14 protein-coding genes are annotated in these 17,437 nt (G+C 53.1%); 13 read left to right on the top strand and 1 reads right to left on the bottom strand.

The features are described from left to right. Positions 1-621: 621 nt before the first annotated feature. From pgaA to QMN38_RS18600, 6 genes are all read left to right on the top strand, one after another. A complete protein-coding gene (gene pgaA, locus QMN38_RS18625) occupies positions 622-3,084 on the top strand; it encodes a poly-beta-1,6 N-acetyl-D-glucosamine export porin PgaA (protein WP_323605586.1) in 2,463 nt (820 codons plus the stop codon). Between the two features lie 9 nt (positions 3,085-3,093). Further along, complete coding sequence (gene pgaB, locus QMN38_RS18620) at positions 3,094-5,115, top strand: poly-beta-1,6-N-acetyl-D-glucosamine N-deacetylase PgaB (protein ID WP_137382670.1); 2,022 nt, start codon at positions 3,094-3,096, stop codon at positions 5,113-5,115. After that, the gene (pgaC, locus tag QMN38_RS18615; protein WP_040232145.1) at positions 5,112-6,446 is read left to right on the top strand and encodes a poly-beta-1,6-N-acetyl-D-glucosamine synthase; all 1,335 of its coding nucleotides are present in this window, start codon (positions 5,112-5,114) and stop codon (positions 6,444-6,446) included. Before pgaB ends, pgaC begins: the two co-directional genes overlap by 4 nt. After that, on the top strand, positions 6,443-6,949 hold the full coding sequence (gene pgaD, locus QMN38_RS18610; protein WP_323605584.1) for a poly-beta-1,6-N-acetyl-D-glucosamine biosynthesis protein PgaD: 507 nt from the start codon (positions 6,443-6,445) through the stop codon (positions 6,947-6,949). The genes pgaC and pgaD overlap by 4 nt, the downstream gene beginning before the upstream one ends. 82 nt (positions 6,950-7,031) lie before the next feature. Further along, positions 7,032-7,262 carry a 4Fe-4S mono-cluster protein YjdI gene (gene yjdI / locus QMN38_RS18605; RefSeq protein WP_005123368.1) on the top strand — a complete coding sequence of 77 codons (231 nt, stop codon included), beginning with the start codon at positions 7,032-7,034 and terminating at the stop codon, positions 7,260-7,262. 11 nt (positions 7,263-7,273) lie between these two features. Next, complete coding sequence (locus QMN38_RS18600; protein WP_101741591.1) at positions 7,274-7,546, top strand: GNAT family N-acetyltransferase; 273 nt, start codon at positions 7,274-7,276, stop codon at positions 7,544-7,546. 35 nt (positions 7,547-7,581) lie between these two features. On the opposite strand, the gene QMN38_RS18595 is transcribed toward QMN38_RS18600, so the two are convergent. Next, the gene (locus QMN38_RS18595; RefSeq protein ID WP_005123372.1) at positions 7,582-8,511 is read right to left on the bottom strand and encodes a LysR substrate-binding domain-containing protein; all 930 of its coding nucleotides are present in this window, start codon (positions 8,509-8,511) and stop codon (positions 7,582-7,584) included. A 392-nt stretch (positions 8,512-8,903) separates the two neighbouring features. Here QMN38_RS18595 and QMN38_RS18590 point away from each other — a divergent pair, with 392 nt between their 5' ends. The 7 genes from QMN38_RS18590 to QMN38_RS18560 all read left to right on the top strand — a co-directional run bounded on the left by QMN38_RS18590 (position 8,904) and on the right by QMN38_RS18560 (position 17,407). Continuing rightward, the gene (locus tag QMN38_RS18590) at positions 8,904-9,509 is read left to right on the top strand and encodes an ankyrin repeat domain-containing protein (protein WP_323605581.1); all 606 of its coding nucleotides are present in this window, start codon (positions 8,904-8,906) and stop codon (positions 9,507-9,509) included. 117 nt (positions 9,510-9,626) lie between these two features. After that, the gene (locus QMN38_RS18585; RefSeq protein ID WP_323605579.1) at positions 9,627-10,424 is read left to right on the top strand and encodes an oxamate carbamoyltransferase subunit AllH family protein; all 798 of its coding nucleotides are present in this window, start codon (positions 9,627-9,629) and stop codon (positions 10,422-10,424) included. Further along, positions 10,402-11,949, top strand: a complete 1,548-nt coding sequence (fdrA, locus tag QMN38_RS18580; protein WP_323605577.1) for an acyl-CoA synthetase FdrA — start codon at positions 10,402-10,404, stop codon at positions 11,947-11,949. The genes QMN38_RS18585 and fdrA overlap by 23 nt, the downstream gene beginning before the upstream one ends. Continuing rightward, a complete protein-coding gene (locus QMN38_RS18575; RefSeq protein WP_137382676.1) occupies positions 11,949-13,367 on the top strand; it encodes a YlbE family protein in 1,419 nt (472 codons plus the stop codon). Before fdrA ends, QMN38_RS18575 begins: the two co-directional genes overlap by 1 nt. Before the next feature lie 117 nt (positions 13,368-13,484). Further along, entirely contained in the window at positions 13,485-15,035 is a 1,551-nt protein-coding gene (locus QMN38_RS18570) for a xanthine permease (RefSeq protein ID WP_137382677.1), read from the top strand. 26 nt (positions 15,036-15,061) lie between these two features. Then, positions 15,062-16,012 (top strand): carbamate kinase family protein, encoded by a 951-nt coding sequence (locus QMN38_RS18565; RefSeq protein ID WP_323605576.1) that lies wholly within the window; start codon positions 15,062-15,064, stop codon positions 16,010-16,012. A gap of 12 nt (positions 16,013-16,024) precedes the next feature. Beyond that, complete coding sequence (locus QMN38_RS18560) at positions 16,025-17,407, top strand: amidohydrolase family protein (RefSeq protein ID WP_271449905.1); 1,383 nt, start codon at positions 16,025-16,027, stop codon at positions 17,405-17,407. Positions 17,408-17,437: the final 30 nt, after the last annotated feature.

Below are 17,437 nucleotides of genomic sequence, written 5' to 3'. Positions count from 1 at the left end.
TACCTGCGGTGGTTCATTGGGGGATTCCACAATGCCATTTTTGGTAGGGGATAAACTTACTGTTAATAAAATCCTTTAATTTCATTTTGTTATATCTTTATCTAATTCTTTTTACCTGGTTTTGTGTTGCTCGTTTCACCCTGAAACTTAGCCGTTTAAAATTAACTGATGTTATTTATAGTGTTATCAGTTACTGTTAATTATCAGGTTTTTCCTGTCAATTCTCAAAATGCTTATCAGGCAAACAGTTACCTGGTGTTTCTATATTTGCTGATAATAGTTATCATCGTTACGTGGTTTCGTCACGGAAACTTAATCTAAATCCAGTATTCGATCCCAAGAGTATTAGGATAATTTGGTTTAAAATACTTTTTTTGCCTAAGAGTTTTCTTATAACATAGCAAGACCCCACACTGAGTGATAAAATTCCTGAGCTTTCGCCTGCCTCTCAACGACGAGTGGATGAGTCATAGAGAGTCAATAAGACGAAAGAATTAAATGATTTTAGTCATATTACGAAATAAGCGGCAGTGCACTTTACATGGTCGGCAACCGTCAGGGAATGACTATAACTTATTGAAAACGCTTATTTTTACTGTGATGTAAGATATAAGGGCAGATATGTTCAGTATGCGTCGACATGCCAACTTTATTAAACGCTTTAAGTCAGTAACCTGTTTATTTACGGCAAGCGTTCTTTTCCCAATGCAAGCCTCTGCAGCAGTATCAGATTATGATGCGTTGATTATTGAAGCGCGAGGTGGTAATAGCACACCGTTATTGCGCTACCTTGAGGAGCAGGGAAAGAAAAGTGCGTTAACGCCAAATCAGGTGGCTGACTGGCTGCAAGTATCTGGTTGGGTTGATAACAACGATAAAGCAACCATTGATATCTGGCAGCGGTATCGTGGGCAGATGGATGTGCCTGCACGCGGTAAAGTGGCCGCTGCGCGTGCGTATCGCAATCAGAAGAGCTGGAATGAATCATTAGCGCTCTGGGAGAGCGTTGTACAGGAAGAGCCTGAGAACGCCGATGTACGTACCGGCTGGATCATGACGCTGGCGGATGCACGTTACAATCAGCAGGCCCTGACTGAAGCAAATAAATGGGCACGCGCGCATCCGGGGGCTGACTCTGATGCACTGCTTGCCTATGTGTATCATTCACAGGGGAAAAACTGGGATGCGCTGTTAGTCGCCAGCCAGGCGGATGAAGTCGATCCGGGTAACAAAAATGCGAAATCCACGCTGTTGTCAGCGCTGTCAGCCAACCGTGTCGCTGAACCTGCGTTGGAACTGACGGAAGAGGTTCCGACATCTGACCCCGTTAAGCGGCGTCTGGCGCTTGATGCTGCAGCCGAAAAGGTGCGCGCTTCTTATACCTCTGCACGAAATGAAGATGAGCGTTTTCTCGTGGCGGATAAAGCGCTTGCCCGCTATGACCAGTTGCTGGCAGCCTGGAAAGATGATCCCGCAGCCCAGGGCGATGTGCGCCGGGCGAGAATTGATCGCATGGGCGCCCTGCTGGTGCGTAAGCGTACTGCCGACGTGATTCAGGAATACGAATCTCTCTCCGCGGACGGTGAAGTGCCCAACTATGCCAAACGTTGGGTGGCTTCGGCGTGGCTTAGCGAACGTCAGCCGGAAAAGACCGAAGCAATGCTGGCGAGCATCTATTATCCGAACGGACCTATCCCTGTGACGCCGCTCACTCCTGAAGATCAACAGGATCTGTTCTATGCGCATATTGATAATGAAAACTTTGCTGCCGCTAAAAAACAAGTCGATGACTTGATCAAAGAGAGCCCGTATCTGCGTCGTATCTATGGCTCGCCAACGCCACAGCCTAACGATAACTGGCTGCTCGGGCAGACGCTGCTGACGCAATATCATCTTGCTGCCAATGAACTGCCAGAAGCAGAAAAACTCTCAGAACATCTGGCACGAACGGGTTCCGGTAACCAGGGGCTGCGCATAACCTATGCCTCCGTTTTAGAAGCCCGTGGATTGCCACATGCGGCGGAAAAAGAGCTTAAGCTTGCGGAAGTGATCGAGCCCAGCAACCTGGAGCTGGAACGTCAGCAGGCCTATGTGGCGCTGGATCTTCAGGAGTGGAAACAGGCCGACGAGCTGACCGATGATGTCATCGCCCGAAGCCCGGATGACGAAGCGACGCTGCGCCTGGCACGAATCCGTGATGTGCACAAAATGTCGGAAGTGCGTATCAGCGGTACGCAGGGGATCTCCTCCGATAGCCCGGTGAGCGGTAAGAATGACTTCAACATCAATACTGCGATTTACAGCCCGCCGATTAATGACAACTGGCGACTGTTTACCGGTTTCAACTTTGCCACGGGCGAGTTTGAAGAAGGAAAAGGCATCAGCCGCGATCTGGCGGCCGGTGCTGAATGGACTTCACGTGATTACTGGGCCGAAATGGAACTGTCTGGCCGTAATTATGGCGACGGGCAGAAACTGGGGGGCCGTCTTTCAGCCTGGCATGACTTCAATGATAACTGGCGTGTGGGTGGGTCAGCTGAGCGTCTTTCCCGCAATACGCCACTGCGAGCGCTGCGTAGCGGCGTATATGCCAACGGCGGCGATATGTATGTCCGCTGGTACCAAAACGAACGGCGAGAGTATCAATTGTCGTTTGCCGCTTCACATTTCTCGGATGGTAACGATCGTATCGAATACGGGCTTAGCGGAAAAGAGCGTATGTGGACAACACCGCGTTTCACGCTGGACTTTACCCCGGGAATCGGCGGTAGCACCAACACCAAAGAGAATGTGCCGTATTACAACCCCAAAAGTGATTTCTCCGTGGTACCCGGCTTGACCGCGGAGCAGGTTCTTTACCGACACTATGACACCGTGTGGACACAGCAGGGAGTGGCTGGCGTGGGCGGCTACTGGCAACAAGGTGAAGACGCAGGGGCCATCGTCCAGTTGGGTTACGGTCAACGGCTTAAATGGAACAACGTCGTAGATGGCGGGGTGATGCTGGTGTGGGATAAACGCCCCTACGACGGTAAACGTGAGCGGAATATCTCCCTCGCTTTCGATTTGAATGTCAGGTTTTAAGGATTGTTCATGCTGAAAAGATGCCTATGGCTTAGCGCACTCATCGCTGGCTGGTTGATGATTACCGCGTGCAGTAGTGCGCACAATACGACGCCTCGCTACGTTCCTCCTGATGAGAGAACGCCGCTGACGGCCGATCACCCGTGGCCGAAAAATAGTTTTTTGGTTCTCGGCTATCACGATGTAGAGGATGATGCAGCCGATCAGCGTTACCTCTCTGTGCGTACCAGCGCGCTGAGCGATCAAATAGCCTGGCTGCGTGATAATGGTTATAACCCGATCAGCGTCCAGCAAATTCTGGATGCTCATGACGGTAAAATCGTGCTGCCGGAAAAAGCAGTTCTGCTCACCTTTGATGACGGGTATAGCAGTTTCTATACCCGCGTCTGGCCGCTGCTGAAAGCTTACAACTGGCCAGCTCTTTGGGCACCGGTTGGAAGCTGGGTGGATGCCCCTGCGGACAAAAAAGTCGATTTTGGTGGCCTGATGACGGCGCGCGATAAATTCGCCACCTGGAAGATGGTCGAGGAAATGGGCAAATCGCCGTTGGTGGAAATCGGCGCGCATACCTGGAACTCGCATTTCGGTGCAGAGGCGAACCCGCAGGGAAGTAAAGAACCTGCTGTGGCAAACCGCCTTTACGATAAGAAAACCGGCACTTACGAAACGGACGAGCAATACTATCGCCGTATTAATACCGATATCTCTTTGATCACCAATAAAATTAAAGCGGTAACGGGGAAATCGCCACGTGCCTGGGTCTGGCCATACGGTGCCGCCAGTGGGACGACCTTAAACCTGGCCAAAGAGCAAGGTTATAAGATGGCGTTTACGCTCAATGAAGGGCTGGCGAATGCGGCATTCCTTGATGACATCCCGCGCGTACTGATTTCTGATAACCCATCGCTCAAGCGTTTTGCCAGCCAGGTTGCTCAGGTGCGCGAACCGCAGACGATGCGCGTGATGCATGTCGATCTGGATTACGTCTACGACAAAGATCCCGCCCAGCAGAAGAGAAACATCGATAAGCTGATTCAGCGTGTTTATGACATGCGTATCTCTCATGTCTTCCTGCAGGCATATGCCGATCCGCAGGGCGACGGGAATATTCGCGAGGTCTATTTCCCTAACCGCTGGCTGCCGATGCGCGCCGATCTGTTTAACTATATCTCCTGGCAGTTACAAACCCGTGCTGGGGTTACCGTGTACGCCTGGATGCCGGTACTGGCTTTCGATCTGGATGCCTCAATTCCGCGTGTAACGGCATGGGATCCAAAAACCGGACGTACGGCTATCGATCGTGAACAGTATGTGCGTCTTTCTCCGTGGGATAGCGAAGCGCGTAAACGCATTACCGAGATCTATGAAGACCTGGCGAAGCACGCCAGCTTCAAAGGTATCTTGTTCCATGATGATGCCTTCCTGACGGATTTTGAAGATGCGTCGCCGGAGGCGTTAGCCGCCTACCGTGCCGCAGGACTTCCGGGAAGCATCGAGCAAATCCGTAATAACCCTCAGGCGTTTGAGCGCTGGACTCGCCTGAAAAGTAAGATGCTGATCGACTTCACTAAGCAGTTGACGCAATCGGTACGCAATATTCGCGGTCCGCAGGTGCAAACCGCCCGTAATATCTATGCTATGCCGGTACTGGAACCTGAAAGTGAAGCCTGGTTTGCACAAAACCTGAATGACTTCCTGAATACCTATGACTGGACAGCCCCCATGGCGATGCCATTCATGGAAAAAATTCCGGCTAATGATGCTAACGCCTGGCTCGACCGACTGGTGAATGCTGTTGCACAGACTCCCGGCGCGCTGGATAAAACCGTGTTTGAACTGCAGGCACGCGACTGGCGTAAATCCGGGGAACAGGCCGAAATCAGTGGTAAACAACTCGCCGAATGGATGCGTCAGCTTAAGTTAAGCGGCGCAGGCAACTACGGCTATTACCCGGATGATTTCATCAGCGATAAACCTGAGATGTCAGAGATTCGTTCGACGTTCTCCTCATACTGGTACCCGCAAAAATGACCGATCGCATAATTGCTTTCCTGATACTTTGCCTGATGTTCAGCCTGCCGTTTGGCGTGGCTGTCGTCTTCACGGGTGAAGTGATGTTGAACTTTGTCTTCTTCTGGCCCTTGTTCATGTCTGCATTGTGGATAAGCGGCGGGGTCTATTTCTGGTTTTACCGCGAGCGTCACTGGAAATGGGGAGATGAAACGCCGCCGCCTACTTTGGAGGGAAATCCGCTGGTCTCGATTTTGATCCCGTGTTTTAACGAAGGGATCAACGCGCGTGAGACGATCGAGGCAGCACTGGCTCAGCGATATAAGAATATTGAAGTTATTGCCATCAATGATGGTTCGACAGATGACACGCACGATGTACTGGAACAGCTGGCAACAGAGTACCCAAGCCTGCGAGTGATTCACTTAGCGGAAAACCAGGGGAAAGCCCTGGCGCTTAAGACCGGTGCAGCAGCAGCGCGCAGTGATTACCTGGTCTGCATCGATGGGGATGCGTTACTGGATCGTGATGCGGTCGCCTATATCGTGGCTCCGCTTATCCAGTTCCCGCGCGTTGGTGCGGTGACCGGTAACCCGCGTATTCGCACCCGTTCGACGTTAATTGGCCGTGTACAGGTCGGTGAGTTCTCGTCGATTATCGGCTTAATCAAGCGTACCCAGCGAGTCTACGGGCAGATATTTACTGTTTCAGGTGTCGTTGCCGCGTTTCGTCGCCGGGCGTTGGCTGAAGTTGGTTACTGGAGCCCGGACATGATCACCGAAGATATCGACATCAGTTGGAAGCTGCAATTGCGCCACTGGTCGGTATTCTTTGAGCCACGCGCACTGTGCTGGATCCTGATGCCTGAAACATTGAAAGGACTGTGGAAGCAGCGCCTGCGCTGGGCACAAGGTGGTGCGGAGGTGTTTATCGTTAACATGCGCCGCTTGTGGTCGTGGGAATTCCGCCGTATGTGGCCACTGTTCCTTGAGTTCTGTTTCTCTACCGCCTGGGCATTTGCTTATGCGGTTAGTATCGTGCTGTTCCTGTTAGGGCTGCTATTCCCAATGCCAGACACGCTGTATGTTCAGCATCTGTTCCCGCCAGCCTTCACTGGACTTATCCTCGGCGTGGTCTGCCTGTTGCAGTTCGCGGTGAGTCTGATGATTGAACGACGCTATGAAAAAGGCATTGGCGCCTCGTTGTTCTGGATCATCTGGTTCCCGGTGGTGTACTGGATGCTGAGTCTGTTCACTACGCTGGTGGCGTTCCCCAAAGTGATGCTCAAACGCAAACGCGGCAGGGCGCGCTGGGTCAGTCCTGACCGCGGTATCGGGAGGATTGAATCATGAACCAACCGCTGATTTTTACCGAACGGCGTCTGCTGCCGCGCCTCATCGACGTCGTGTTGACGCTTATTGCCTGGGTTGGGTTCTTATACCTGATTTATAAAGGGCTGATCGTCGCACTGGCGCATTCACCGTATATGGGAGTTCGTCCCTTTTTCACGACCCTGGATACGGTGACGTTTTACATTCTTATCGCGCTGGTCAACGGGCTGGTGCTAATAGGCTGGGCGAAGTACAACCAGTATCGTTTCCGGGTGGAGCGACGCAGCCGCAGGCCGGGTCTGGAAGACCATGAGCTGGCCGAAAGTTTGAGTATTACCCGGGAACTGGTTATCGAACTGAACAAGGCGAGGGTGCTCACGGTTCATCATCATGAGAATGGTGAAATCAGTTCTGTTGAGGTGGACAGACACATTGCGGATAACCGCCTACCGCCGCCAACACCGGCGATGCTGGAGTATTTGCCGATGGAGCCGCAGCCGTCGTTGCACACAAGGGCCGAGTGATATTTCTGCTTTCAGCCGCTTCCTTCAGCCTCGCATGGGTCTATGATTAGACCCAGACAATAAAAAAATGCGAGGCAATGTCGTGGATAAGGAACTACTGGATGCAGGTTACCGGGCCTATACCGGCGAGAAGATCGATGTCTATTTCAACACGGGGATGTGCCAACATTCGGGCAATTGCGTGCGGGGAAGCGCAAAACTTTTCAACCTGAAGCGTAAACCGTGGATCATCCCGGATGAAGTCGATGTTGCGACGGTTATCAGGGTTATTGATACCTGTCCGAGTGGTGCGCTGAAATATCGCCAGAAATAAGTGAGGGAACCATGGAAATTCTTGCAGGCCATAACAAGTTTTATGTCAACGATGCTGAAGGCAAGCAGGTCGCCGAGATTGTTTTTGTGCCGACAGGCGAGCATCTGAGCATCATTGAGCATACCGATGTTGACCCCAGTCTGAAAGGTCAGGGCGTGGGTAAACTGCTGGTGGCGAAGGTGGTGGAGAAAATGCGCGCCGAAAACCGCAAAGTGATCCCGCTGTGTCCGTTTGCCAAACATGAGTTTGATAAAACGCGCGAGTACGACGATATTCGTGCCTGAAGACTGATTTCCGCCGGATAGTCTTATCCGGCACATCACTGCCGATGCAGCAGATCCTGATAAATCCCCGTCAGTACCCCTTGTGGGCCAAACTCTTTTTTAATCCACTGCGTTACGCGACCGGTTGCCGCGTGCTGGGTTGCCAACAGCATGCGTGAATCCTGACGAGGGTTATGGATCTGTCGCGTGACCAGCAGCGACTTTTCCATCGCTTCGCGTACCATATAGTCCGGTAAAAAACCGATGCCTTCACCCAGAATCTGGCACTGACACTTGGTATTAAAATCAGGAACCAGAATCGACTCCTGCCCGTGCAGCAACCAGCCGACCTTCTTGTTGATGGTGTGCGCGGTGTCCTCCACCATAATGTTTGGGTACAGGCGCAACTGACTCTCTGAAATCGGCTCAGGCATAAAGGCCAGTGGGTGATCCGGTGCGATAGCAAACGACCAGCGGATCGCGCCGATTTCGGTGTAATCAATCCCGCCGCCGTCCAGCAGGGTATCGGGCGCGCCAATAGCGATATTGGCCAGGTTATTGATGATCGAGTCCCAGACGCCGTTATAGACCTCGGTGGTCACGGTTATCTGGCAGGTCGGAAACTGCTTTTTGAGCACCTGTAACAGCCGTGCAGTGTGCTGTGGGGTATACAACAGCTGGTTAATGCAAATGCGCACCCTGGCTTCAATCCCCTGGGCGATGGTATCGATGCTGCGCTTGATGGCGTGGAAGTCATTCAGCAGGTCGGTTGCTTTGCGAAAGAAGTAGCGACCGGACTCAGTGAGCTCAATGCTGCGGGTACTGCGGGTAAACAGCACCACATCGAGTCCCATCTCCATGCGTTTGATGGTGTAGCTGATGGCCGACGTTGTTAAGCCAAGCTCCTCAGCGGCCTTGCTGAAACTGCTATAGCGTGCTGCCATCGTAAAGGCCAGCAGGTTTTCCTCGGTAAAAATTGAATTCATCCGTTCTCCCCTCAGGCCATGCGGCGATGTCCACGATACGATGATTGTTGAATGTATTTGTAATCCTTATCGAGAGCAATCAGTTTTGAACAGAATTTAACACTAGAGTTACATTTGATTTGAAGGCAATCACACTTCTGTATTTTAGTTGCGACCCGCTATTTGTGCTGCATGCCGCCTGATTTCCCCAGGCTCTGATTCACCGCTAAAACGGCTTCAGCCATAAGGGAAAGATTGCACTACAGCACGTTTTACTCTCATTATTAAATTTGATTCAACAATCGACACGCTTACGATGAATGAAATTTAAGCGGATGTTATTCTCTAAACTCTGTTGCTATTCTCAGGTTATCGGAAATACGAAGAGTCTAAAAAACTGCAGGAGAGTGATTATGTCAGAGAAAGAACTTATTACTGAATTTCTGCTGGCGGCAGAACAGGGTAACGCCGAAGGATTAAAATCCTGTCTGGAAAAAAATGTGGATATTAATGCCACCAACCGCCAGGGCCGTACTGCCATTATTATTGCCAGCCTGAATAAACATTATGACTGCGTTTCTTTGTTGATTGCTGCCGGTGCTGATATTAATAAACAAGATCAAACCTGTTTTAATCCATTTCTGATTAGCTGCCTGACAAATGATTTAACACTGCTGCGCACGGTATTACCGGCTAACCCGGATCTTGAGCGCCTGAGCCGTTTTGGCGGTGTCGGCATTACGCCTGCCAGTGAGAAAGGTCATGTTGAGATCGTGCGTGAGCTGCTGCTGCATACCGATATTAACGTCAACCACACTAATTTCGTTGGCTGGACGCCGTTGCTGGAAGCTATCGTACTCAATGACGGTGGTGCGAAGCAGCAGGAAATCGTCAAGCTGCTGCTCAACCATGGCGCGAACCCGCACATGACGGATAAATACGGTAAAACCCCGCTAGAGCTGGCGAGGGAAAAGGGGTATCACGAAATTGCCGAGCTGCTGATTGCCGCCGGAGCCTGACAGAGGAGCGCCGCTATCGCCACGTCATCACGGCGATGCGTTCGGGCGCTAACCGCAGACGGCGCGTTTCTTTCATTCCGGGGAACCGGGCGAGTAGAACAGGTATTTTCCCGCGCGGTGAATCTGTTCATACCCGAGCAGCAGCGATTATTGACGTTACTGAGTGAAGGCTGTGATAACGCGCCCAACAGCTGTCGGCTGGCGCTGACGCATTGTGAAGACCTGTTTCATCCCGGTGAGCCGGTCAGTTTTACCGAATCAGGGATTGTCGTTGGTAAGGATAAGTGGATAGAGACTTCCGGGTGCCTGCCGTGGCGAATGCCGCAGTGGACGCCAGATGCAACCGCGTTCACAGCTATTCGGTGGCAGCGCTGGGAAGAGGATATCCGCCAACAGCTTAAAAACGACGACACCTTATTTCTGTACCAGGGTGACAACCCGTTTTATCAGGAAATCACCCGTGAACTACTACAGCGTCGCCAGACATTAATGACGGCGCTGAAAACAGGAGCAAATATCTCTGCTGCCGTCAGCCGTTTAATTGGTCTGGGTATTGGGCTGACGCCATCATCCGATGATTATTTAGTGGGTCTAAGTACCATCTTATTTATTCCAGGACACCCGCTGGAAAAATATCGGGGAGAGTTTTTAGCCGCCTTGCAGTGTGACGGAAATAATACGACATTACTCAGTAAAATTACGCTGGATGAGGCTTTTCATCAGCGCTATCGGGAAAGTGTCGCACGGCTGCTGAACCATATTATTAATGAGCAACAACACGTTTCTACGCAATATATAACTGATATTAAAAATATCGGCTCAAGTTCTGGCTGCGACATGCTATACGGCATGGCGGATGCCTGCGCCCTGAGCCACAGGTCCGGAGGGAATTATGTCGATCAGGATAGTTGTTAAAAAGAATACGTATTTTGATTCTGTCTCACTGATGTCTATTTCAACACGCGCAAATAAGCTCGATGGTGTGGAGCAGGCGTTCGTGGCAATGGCGACAGAAATGAACAAGGGCGTGCTGAAGAATCTTGGCTTGCTCACGCCTGAGCTGGAAGACGCGAAGAGTGGCGATCTGATGATTGTCATTAAAGGCGCGAGTGAAGCGGCGAACGAGCAGACGCTGGTGGCGATTGAGGATCTGTTCACGCATAAAGAGCAGGGCGGCCAGCACGAAGCGCGCTACGCCACGCTCGCCAGTGCTAAAAAACACGTACCTGACAGCAACCTGGCGGTTATCTCGGTTAACGGTCTGTTTGCCGCACGTGAGGCACGTCAGGCACTGCAAAATAACCTCAATGTGATGCTGTTCTCAGACAACGTTTCTCTTGAGGACGAACTGGCGCTTAAGCAGCTGGCACACGAAAAAGGGCTGTTGATGATGGGGCCAGACTGCGGGACCGCCATTATTAACGGCGCGGCGCTGTGTTTTGGTAATGCGGTACGTCGCGGCAACATTGGCATTGTGGGGGCATCCGGTACCGGTAGCCAGGAACTGAGCGTGCGTATTCATGAGTTTGGCGGCGGTATTTCCCAACTGATCGGTACGGGTGGACGCGATCTGAGCGAGAAAATTGGTGGTCTGATGATGCTTGACGCGATTGGCATGTTGGAAGCCGATCCGCAAACCGAAATCATTGCACTGATCTCCAAACCGCCTGCGCCTGCGGTGGCCCGTAAGGTACTGGAACGCGCACGCGCCTGCCGCAAACCGGTCGTGGTCTGTTTCCTCGGACGTGATGCCGCTCCTGCGGATGAAGCGGGGCTGCAGTTCGCACGTGGCACAAAAGAAGCTGCGCTGAAAGCGGTACTGCTGACGGGGGTGAAAAAAGAGACTCTGGACCTGCATCCGCTGAACTGGCCGCTGATTGAAGAGGTCCGCGCCCGTCTGACGCCACAGCAAAAGTACATTCGTGGCTTGTTCTGTGGCGGCACGCTGTGCGATGAAGCGATGTTTGCCGCAATGGAAAAACATGCCGAAGTGTACAGCAACATTCATCCGGACCCGGCATTCCGACTACAGGATCTCAACCGCAGTATCGCACATACCTTCCTCGATTTCGGTGATGATGATTTCACCAACGGTAAACCGCATCCGATGATCGATCCAACCAACCGTATTAGTCGCCTGTTGCAGGAAGCGCGCGATCCTGAAGTTGGCGTGATCGTGATGGATTTCGTCCTCGGCTTTGGATCGCACGAAGATCCGGTTGGCGTGATGCTTGAGGCGATCGTTGAAGCCAAAGCGATCGCCGCCGCAGACGGTCGTCCGCTTGAGATCCTCGGCTATGTGCTGGGAACCGATCTTGATACGCCGTCGCTGGAAAAACAGTGTCAGATGCTGACCGACGCCGGGGTTATCTGGGCGAGCAGTAGCACCAACACCGGATTGCTGGCGCGTGAATTTATCTGTAAAGGGGAGGAAGCCTGATGAGCCAGACACTGTTTAACCAGCCGCTGAATGTGATTAACGTCGGCATCGCGATGTTCAGCGATGACCTGAAAAAGCAGAACGTACCGGTGACCCAACTCGACTGGACTCCGCCAGGGCAGGGCAACATGCAGGTGGTCGCGGCGCTGGATCAGATTGCCGATTCTCCGCTGGCAGACAAAATTGCTGCCGCTAATCAGCTGGCGCTGGAACGCATTATCCAGTCACATCCGGTGCTGGTGGGGTATGACCAGGCCATTAACGTGGTGCCGGGTATGACCCGTAACACTATCCTGCACGCCGGGCCGCCAATCCGTTGGGAAAAAATGTGCGGTGCGATGAAAGGGGCAGTCACCGGGGCGCTGGTTTTTGAAGGACTGGCAAAAGATCTCGATGAAGCCGCAGAACTGGCAGCTTCTGGTGAAATCATCTTCTCCCCATGCCACGAACATGACTGTGTGGGATCGATGGCGGGCGTCACCTCTGCCTCAATGTTCATGCACATCGTTGAGAACAAAACCTACGGCAACCGCGCATATACCAATATGAGCGAGCAGATGGCGAAGATCCTGCGTATGGGTGCGAACGATCAGAGCGTTATCGATCGTCTGAACTGGATGCGCGATGTGATGGGCCCAATGCTGCGTGATGCCATGAAGCTGGCGGGTGAAATCGATCTGCGTCTGATGTTGGCGCAGGCGCTGCACATGGGGGATGAATGCCATAACCGCAACAATGCCGGTACCGCACTGCTGATTCAGGCGCTGACGCCGTGGATCATTCAGACCGGCTATCCGGTTGAGCAACAGCGGGAAGTGTTCGAGTTTGTCCTCAGCAGCGATTACTTCTCCGGCCCGACCTGGATGGCGATGTGTAAAGCGGCGATGGACGCTGCACACGGTATCGAATACAGCACCGTGGTGACGACGATGGCGCGTAACGGTGTTGAGTTCGGTTTGCGCATCAGTGGTTTACCGGGTCAATGGTTTACCGGTCCGGCGCAGCAGGTGATTGGTCCGATGTTTGCGGGCTATAAGCCGGAAGATTCCGGGCGCGATATCGGCGATAGCGCGATTACCGAAACCTACGGGATTGGTGGTTTCGCGATGGCGACGGCACCGGCCATCGTGGCGCTGGTGGGCGGTACGGTTGAAGAAGCCGTCGACTTCTCTCGCCAGATGCGTGAAATCACGTTGGGTGAAAACCCGAACGTCACCATTCCGTTGCTCGGTTTTATGGGGGTACCAACGGCTATCGATATTACGCGCGTAGGTAGTACCGGTATTCTGCCGGTGATCAATACTGCGATTGCGCACAAAGATGCCGGGATCGGCATGATCGGTGCCGGAATTGTACACCCGCCGTTCGCCTGTTTTGAAAAGGCGATCCTCAACTGGCGTGACCGCTACTGCTCATAACAATAACCGGGGCTAACACCGTTAGCCCCACGGTAGCGAAGCGAAAAACGTTGCTTACCTGCAGGGCTGGGCGATCTCCGTGATCGCAAACGATGCTTAACCTGTAAAGGATATTCCATGAACAGCATAAAACTAGAATGGAAACGTGGTGACTGGGCGGCTTACTTCGGGCTGATGACCAACAACCTGACTAACCTGCTGACAATGATGGGGCTGCTCATTTTTGTTGTCGGCATCCCGACTGAAATAGTTTACGGTCGCATTGCGCCTGCCTTTGGTCTGGCGGTGCTGGTGGCCAGTATCTGTTACGCCTGGTTTGGTTTGCAGATGGCAAAACACACCGGCCGTAATGATGTAACGGCGTTGCCGTCCGGTCCCAGCGCGCCGTCAATCTTTACCGTGACGTTCCTGGTGCTGATGCCGGTTTATCAGCAAACCAAAGATGCTAACTTCGCCATCCAGATAGCACTGGTATGGTGCTTTGTGGAAGCGTTGATCCTGGTGGGCGGCTCCTTCCTGGGCGAGACCATCCGCAAGATGATCCCGCGTACGGTACTGCTCTCCTGTTTATCCGGCCTGGGGCTGCTGCTGTTGGCGATGAACCCCATGCTGCAGGCGTTTGAAGCGCCAACCGTTTCTTTCATCGTCCTGTTGCTGATTTTCATCAATTGGTTCGGTAAGAAACCGATTTTTGCCCGCATTCCGACCGGTTTGCTGCTGCTGATTGCCGGTACGGCCCTGGCATGGATCTCCGGTCTGCAAAGCCCGGAAGCGATTAAAGCCTCGATGTCGTCTTTTGGCTTTAACCCGCCAGAAATCCATGTCGACAGCTTCCTGCAAGGATTACCGCATGCGCTGCCGTATCTGGCTTCTGCAGTTCCGCTGGGTCTGGCGAACTATATTTTTGACCTCGAGAACATTGAAAGTGCGCACGCCGCGGGCGATGAGTACAACACCCGTAAAGTTATGATGGCGAACGGTTTTGCCTCCATGCTTGGCTGCATGTTGGGTAACCCGTTCCCGGTGACTGTGTATGTTGGGCACGCGGGCTGGAAAGCAATGGGTGCCAGCATCGGTTATACCCTGGCATCTGGTATCACCATGTTCCTGGTACCGCTGTTTGGGCTGGGCGCGTTTATGCTCGCCATTATTCCGATGACTGCGATAGTGCCGATTCTGGTGTTTATCGGCGTGGTAACCGCCAACCAGGTGGTACGAGAAACCCCCAAAGTCGAGGTTCCCGTCATCTTCATTTGTCTGTTCCCGTGGATTGCCAACTGGGCGTTGACCATCGTTAACAGCGTAATGGGGGCCGCCGGAACCTCTGCGGGGAAACTGGGCAGTGACCTGCTGCACAGTAAAGGCGTGTACTACGACGGGCTGGTGCATCTGGGAAGCGGTGCGCCGCTGGCCAGTATGCTGTGGGGCTGTGTCGCTATCTTCGCCATTATGAACAAGCCGTTACGTGGGGCGATTGCCGCCGCCTTCGGTGCACTGCTGTCGCTGTTTGGTGTGATTCACTCCCCGGCAGTGGGTTTTGCCGAAGGCAGCTCGATGATGTTTGTTGTGGCCTACCTGATGATGAGCGGCATGTTCGTCGTCAAACATATTCTCGACAGTCGTGAAGCGGCTACTGCGCCTGAGCAGGAACCGACGAAAACAACCTGAATCGCCTGCAAGCGGAAGAAAATACGATGAAAGAACTTGTGGTCGTTGCCATTGGCGGCAACAGCATTATCAAAGATAACGCCAGCCAGTCTATTGAGCACCAGGCTGAAGCGGTGAAAGCGGTGGCGGACACGGTGCTGGAGATGTTGGCATCGGACTACAACATTGTGCTGACACACGGTAACGGGCCGCAGGTGGGGCTGGATCTACGGCGTGCTGAAATCGCGCACGAACGCGAAGGCTTGCCGCTCACTCCGCTGGCAAACTGCGTCGCTGATACTCAGGGCGGTATTGGCTACCTGATCCAACAGGCGCTGAATAACCGTCTGGCGCGACGCGGTGAGCAGAAAGCGGTGACGGTGGTTACGCAGGTAGAAGTCGACAAGAACGATCCAGGGTTTGCGAATCCAACCAAGCCTATCGGCGCATTCTTCAGTGAAGCTCAGCGTGACGAGCTGCTGCGGGTTAATCCGGGCTGGCGGTTTGTGGAGGATTCCGGGCGCGGTTACCGGCGGGTTGTGGCTTCCCCTGAACCCAAACGTATTGTTGAAGCAGAGGCTATCAAAACGCTGACTCAGCAAGGTTTTGTGGTGATTGGCGCAGGCGGCGGCGGGATTCCGGTAGTCCGTAGCGAGCACGGGGATTATCACAGCGTGGACGCAGTGATTGATAAAGATCTCTCCACTGCGCTGCTGGCGCAGGAGATCCGCGCCGACATTCTGGTGATCACCACTGGCGTAGAGAAAGTGTGTATTCACTTTGGCAAGCCCAACCAGCAGGCGCTGGACACAGTGGATATCGCGGCAATGACCCGTTACATGCAGGAAGGTCACTTCCCGCCAGGCAGCATGCTACCCAAAATTATCGCCAGCCTGACGTTCCTGGCTCGTGGCGGAAAGCGGGTGATCATCACCACGCCGGAATGCCTGCCTGCCGCACTGCGCGGTGAAACGGGTACCCACATTGTCCATTCCTGAGAGGAGATGCGAATGAAGGAAAGTAACAGCCGCCGCGAATTTTTAAGTCAGAGCGGAAAAATGGTCACTGCTGCTGCGCTGTTTGGCGCAGTAGCACCAGTCGCGTATGCTGCTAATCCTGTCGGGACAGCCTGCGGGGCGAAGAACACCATGACGATTAACGATAAACACTACTACCTTGATAACGTTCTGCTGGAAGCGGGATTTGATTACGAAAATGCCGTGGTGGTACATACCCGTACTGCACTGCAAACCGTTGAAATTCAGGACGGGAAGATTGTTGCGCTGCACGAGAATAAGCAGCATTCGGATGCGGCGCTGCCGCATTACGATGCGGGCGGAAAGCTCATGCTGCCCGCGATGCGCGATATGCACATTCATCTGGATAAAACCTTTTACGGTGGCCCATGGCGCTCATTGAACCGTCCAGCGGGCACCACCATTCAGGATATGATCCGCCTGGAACAAAAGCTGCTACCTGAACTGCAGCCTTATACTCAGGAGCGAGCGGAAAAGCTTATCGATCTACTGCAATCAAAAGGAACATCGATTGCCCGCAGCCACTGTAATATTGAGCCAGTTTCCGGGTTGAAAAATCTGGAGAACTTGCAGGCGGTACTGGCGCGTCGTCAGCCCGGTTTCGCTTGTGAAATCGTGGCGTTTCCCCAGCATGGTCTGCTGTTATCGAAGTCTGAACCGCTGATGCGTGAAGCAATGCAGGCTGGCGCACAGTATGTGGGGGGGCTGGACCCGACCAGCGTTGATGGGGCCATGGAAAAATCCCTCGACACCATGTTCCAGATTGCGCTCGATTACAATAAAGGTGTGGATATCCATTTGCATGAAACCAGCCCGGCAGGTGTGGCAGCGGTAAATTACATGGTGGAGACGGTGGAGAAAACGCCACAGCTGAAGGGCAAACTGACCATCAGCCATGCTTTCGCATTGGCAACGCTGAACGAACAGCAGGTTGATGCGTTGGCAACCCGTATGGCGGCGCAGCAGATTACCATTGCCTCGACGGTACCTATCGGCACCTTGCACATGCCGCTGAAACAGCTGCGAGATAAAGGCGTGGAGGTGATTACCGGCACCGACAGCGTGATTGACCACTGGTCGCCGTATGGGCTGGGGGATATGCTGGAGAAAGCCAATCTGTATGCTCAGCTGTATATTCGCCCGAACGAACTCAACCTGTCGCGCGCGCTATTCCTCGCCACAGGTGATGTACTGCCGCTGAACGATAAAGGCGAACGTGTGTGGCCGAAAGCACAGGATGACGCAAGTTTTGTGCTGGTTGATGCGTCCTGCTCTGCGGAAGCGGTCGCGAGGATTTCCCCTCGTACCGCGACCTTCCACAAAGGGCAGCTAGTGTGGGGAAGCGTCGCAAGCTAGTCTTGCTACACGCGCAGCGGCACAGGTTGC

The sequence above is a fragment of the Citrobacter sp. R-1.5.2 genome, from assembly GCF_035064245.1.
Classification (GTDB): Bacteria; Pseudomonadota; Gammaproteobacteria; order Enterobacterales; family Enterobacteriaceae; genus Citrobacter.
The sequence above is the reverse complement of the archived record's forward strand: the minus strand, read 5'-3'. Positions and strand labels throughout refer to the sequence as shown.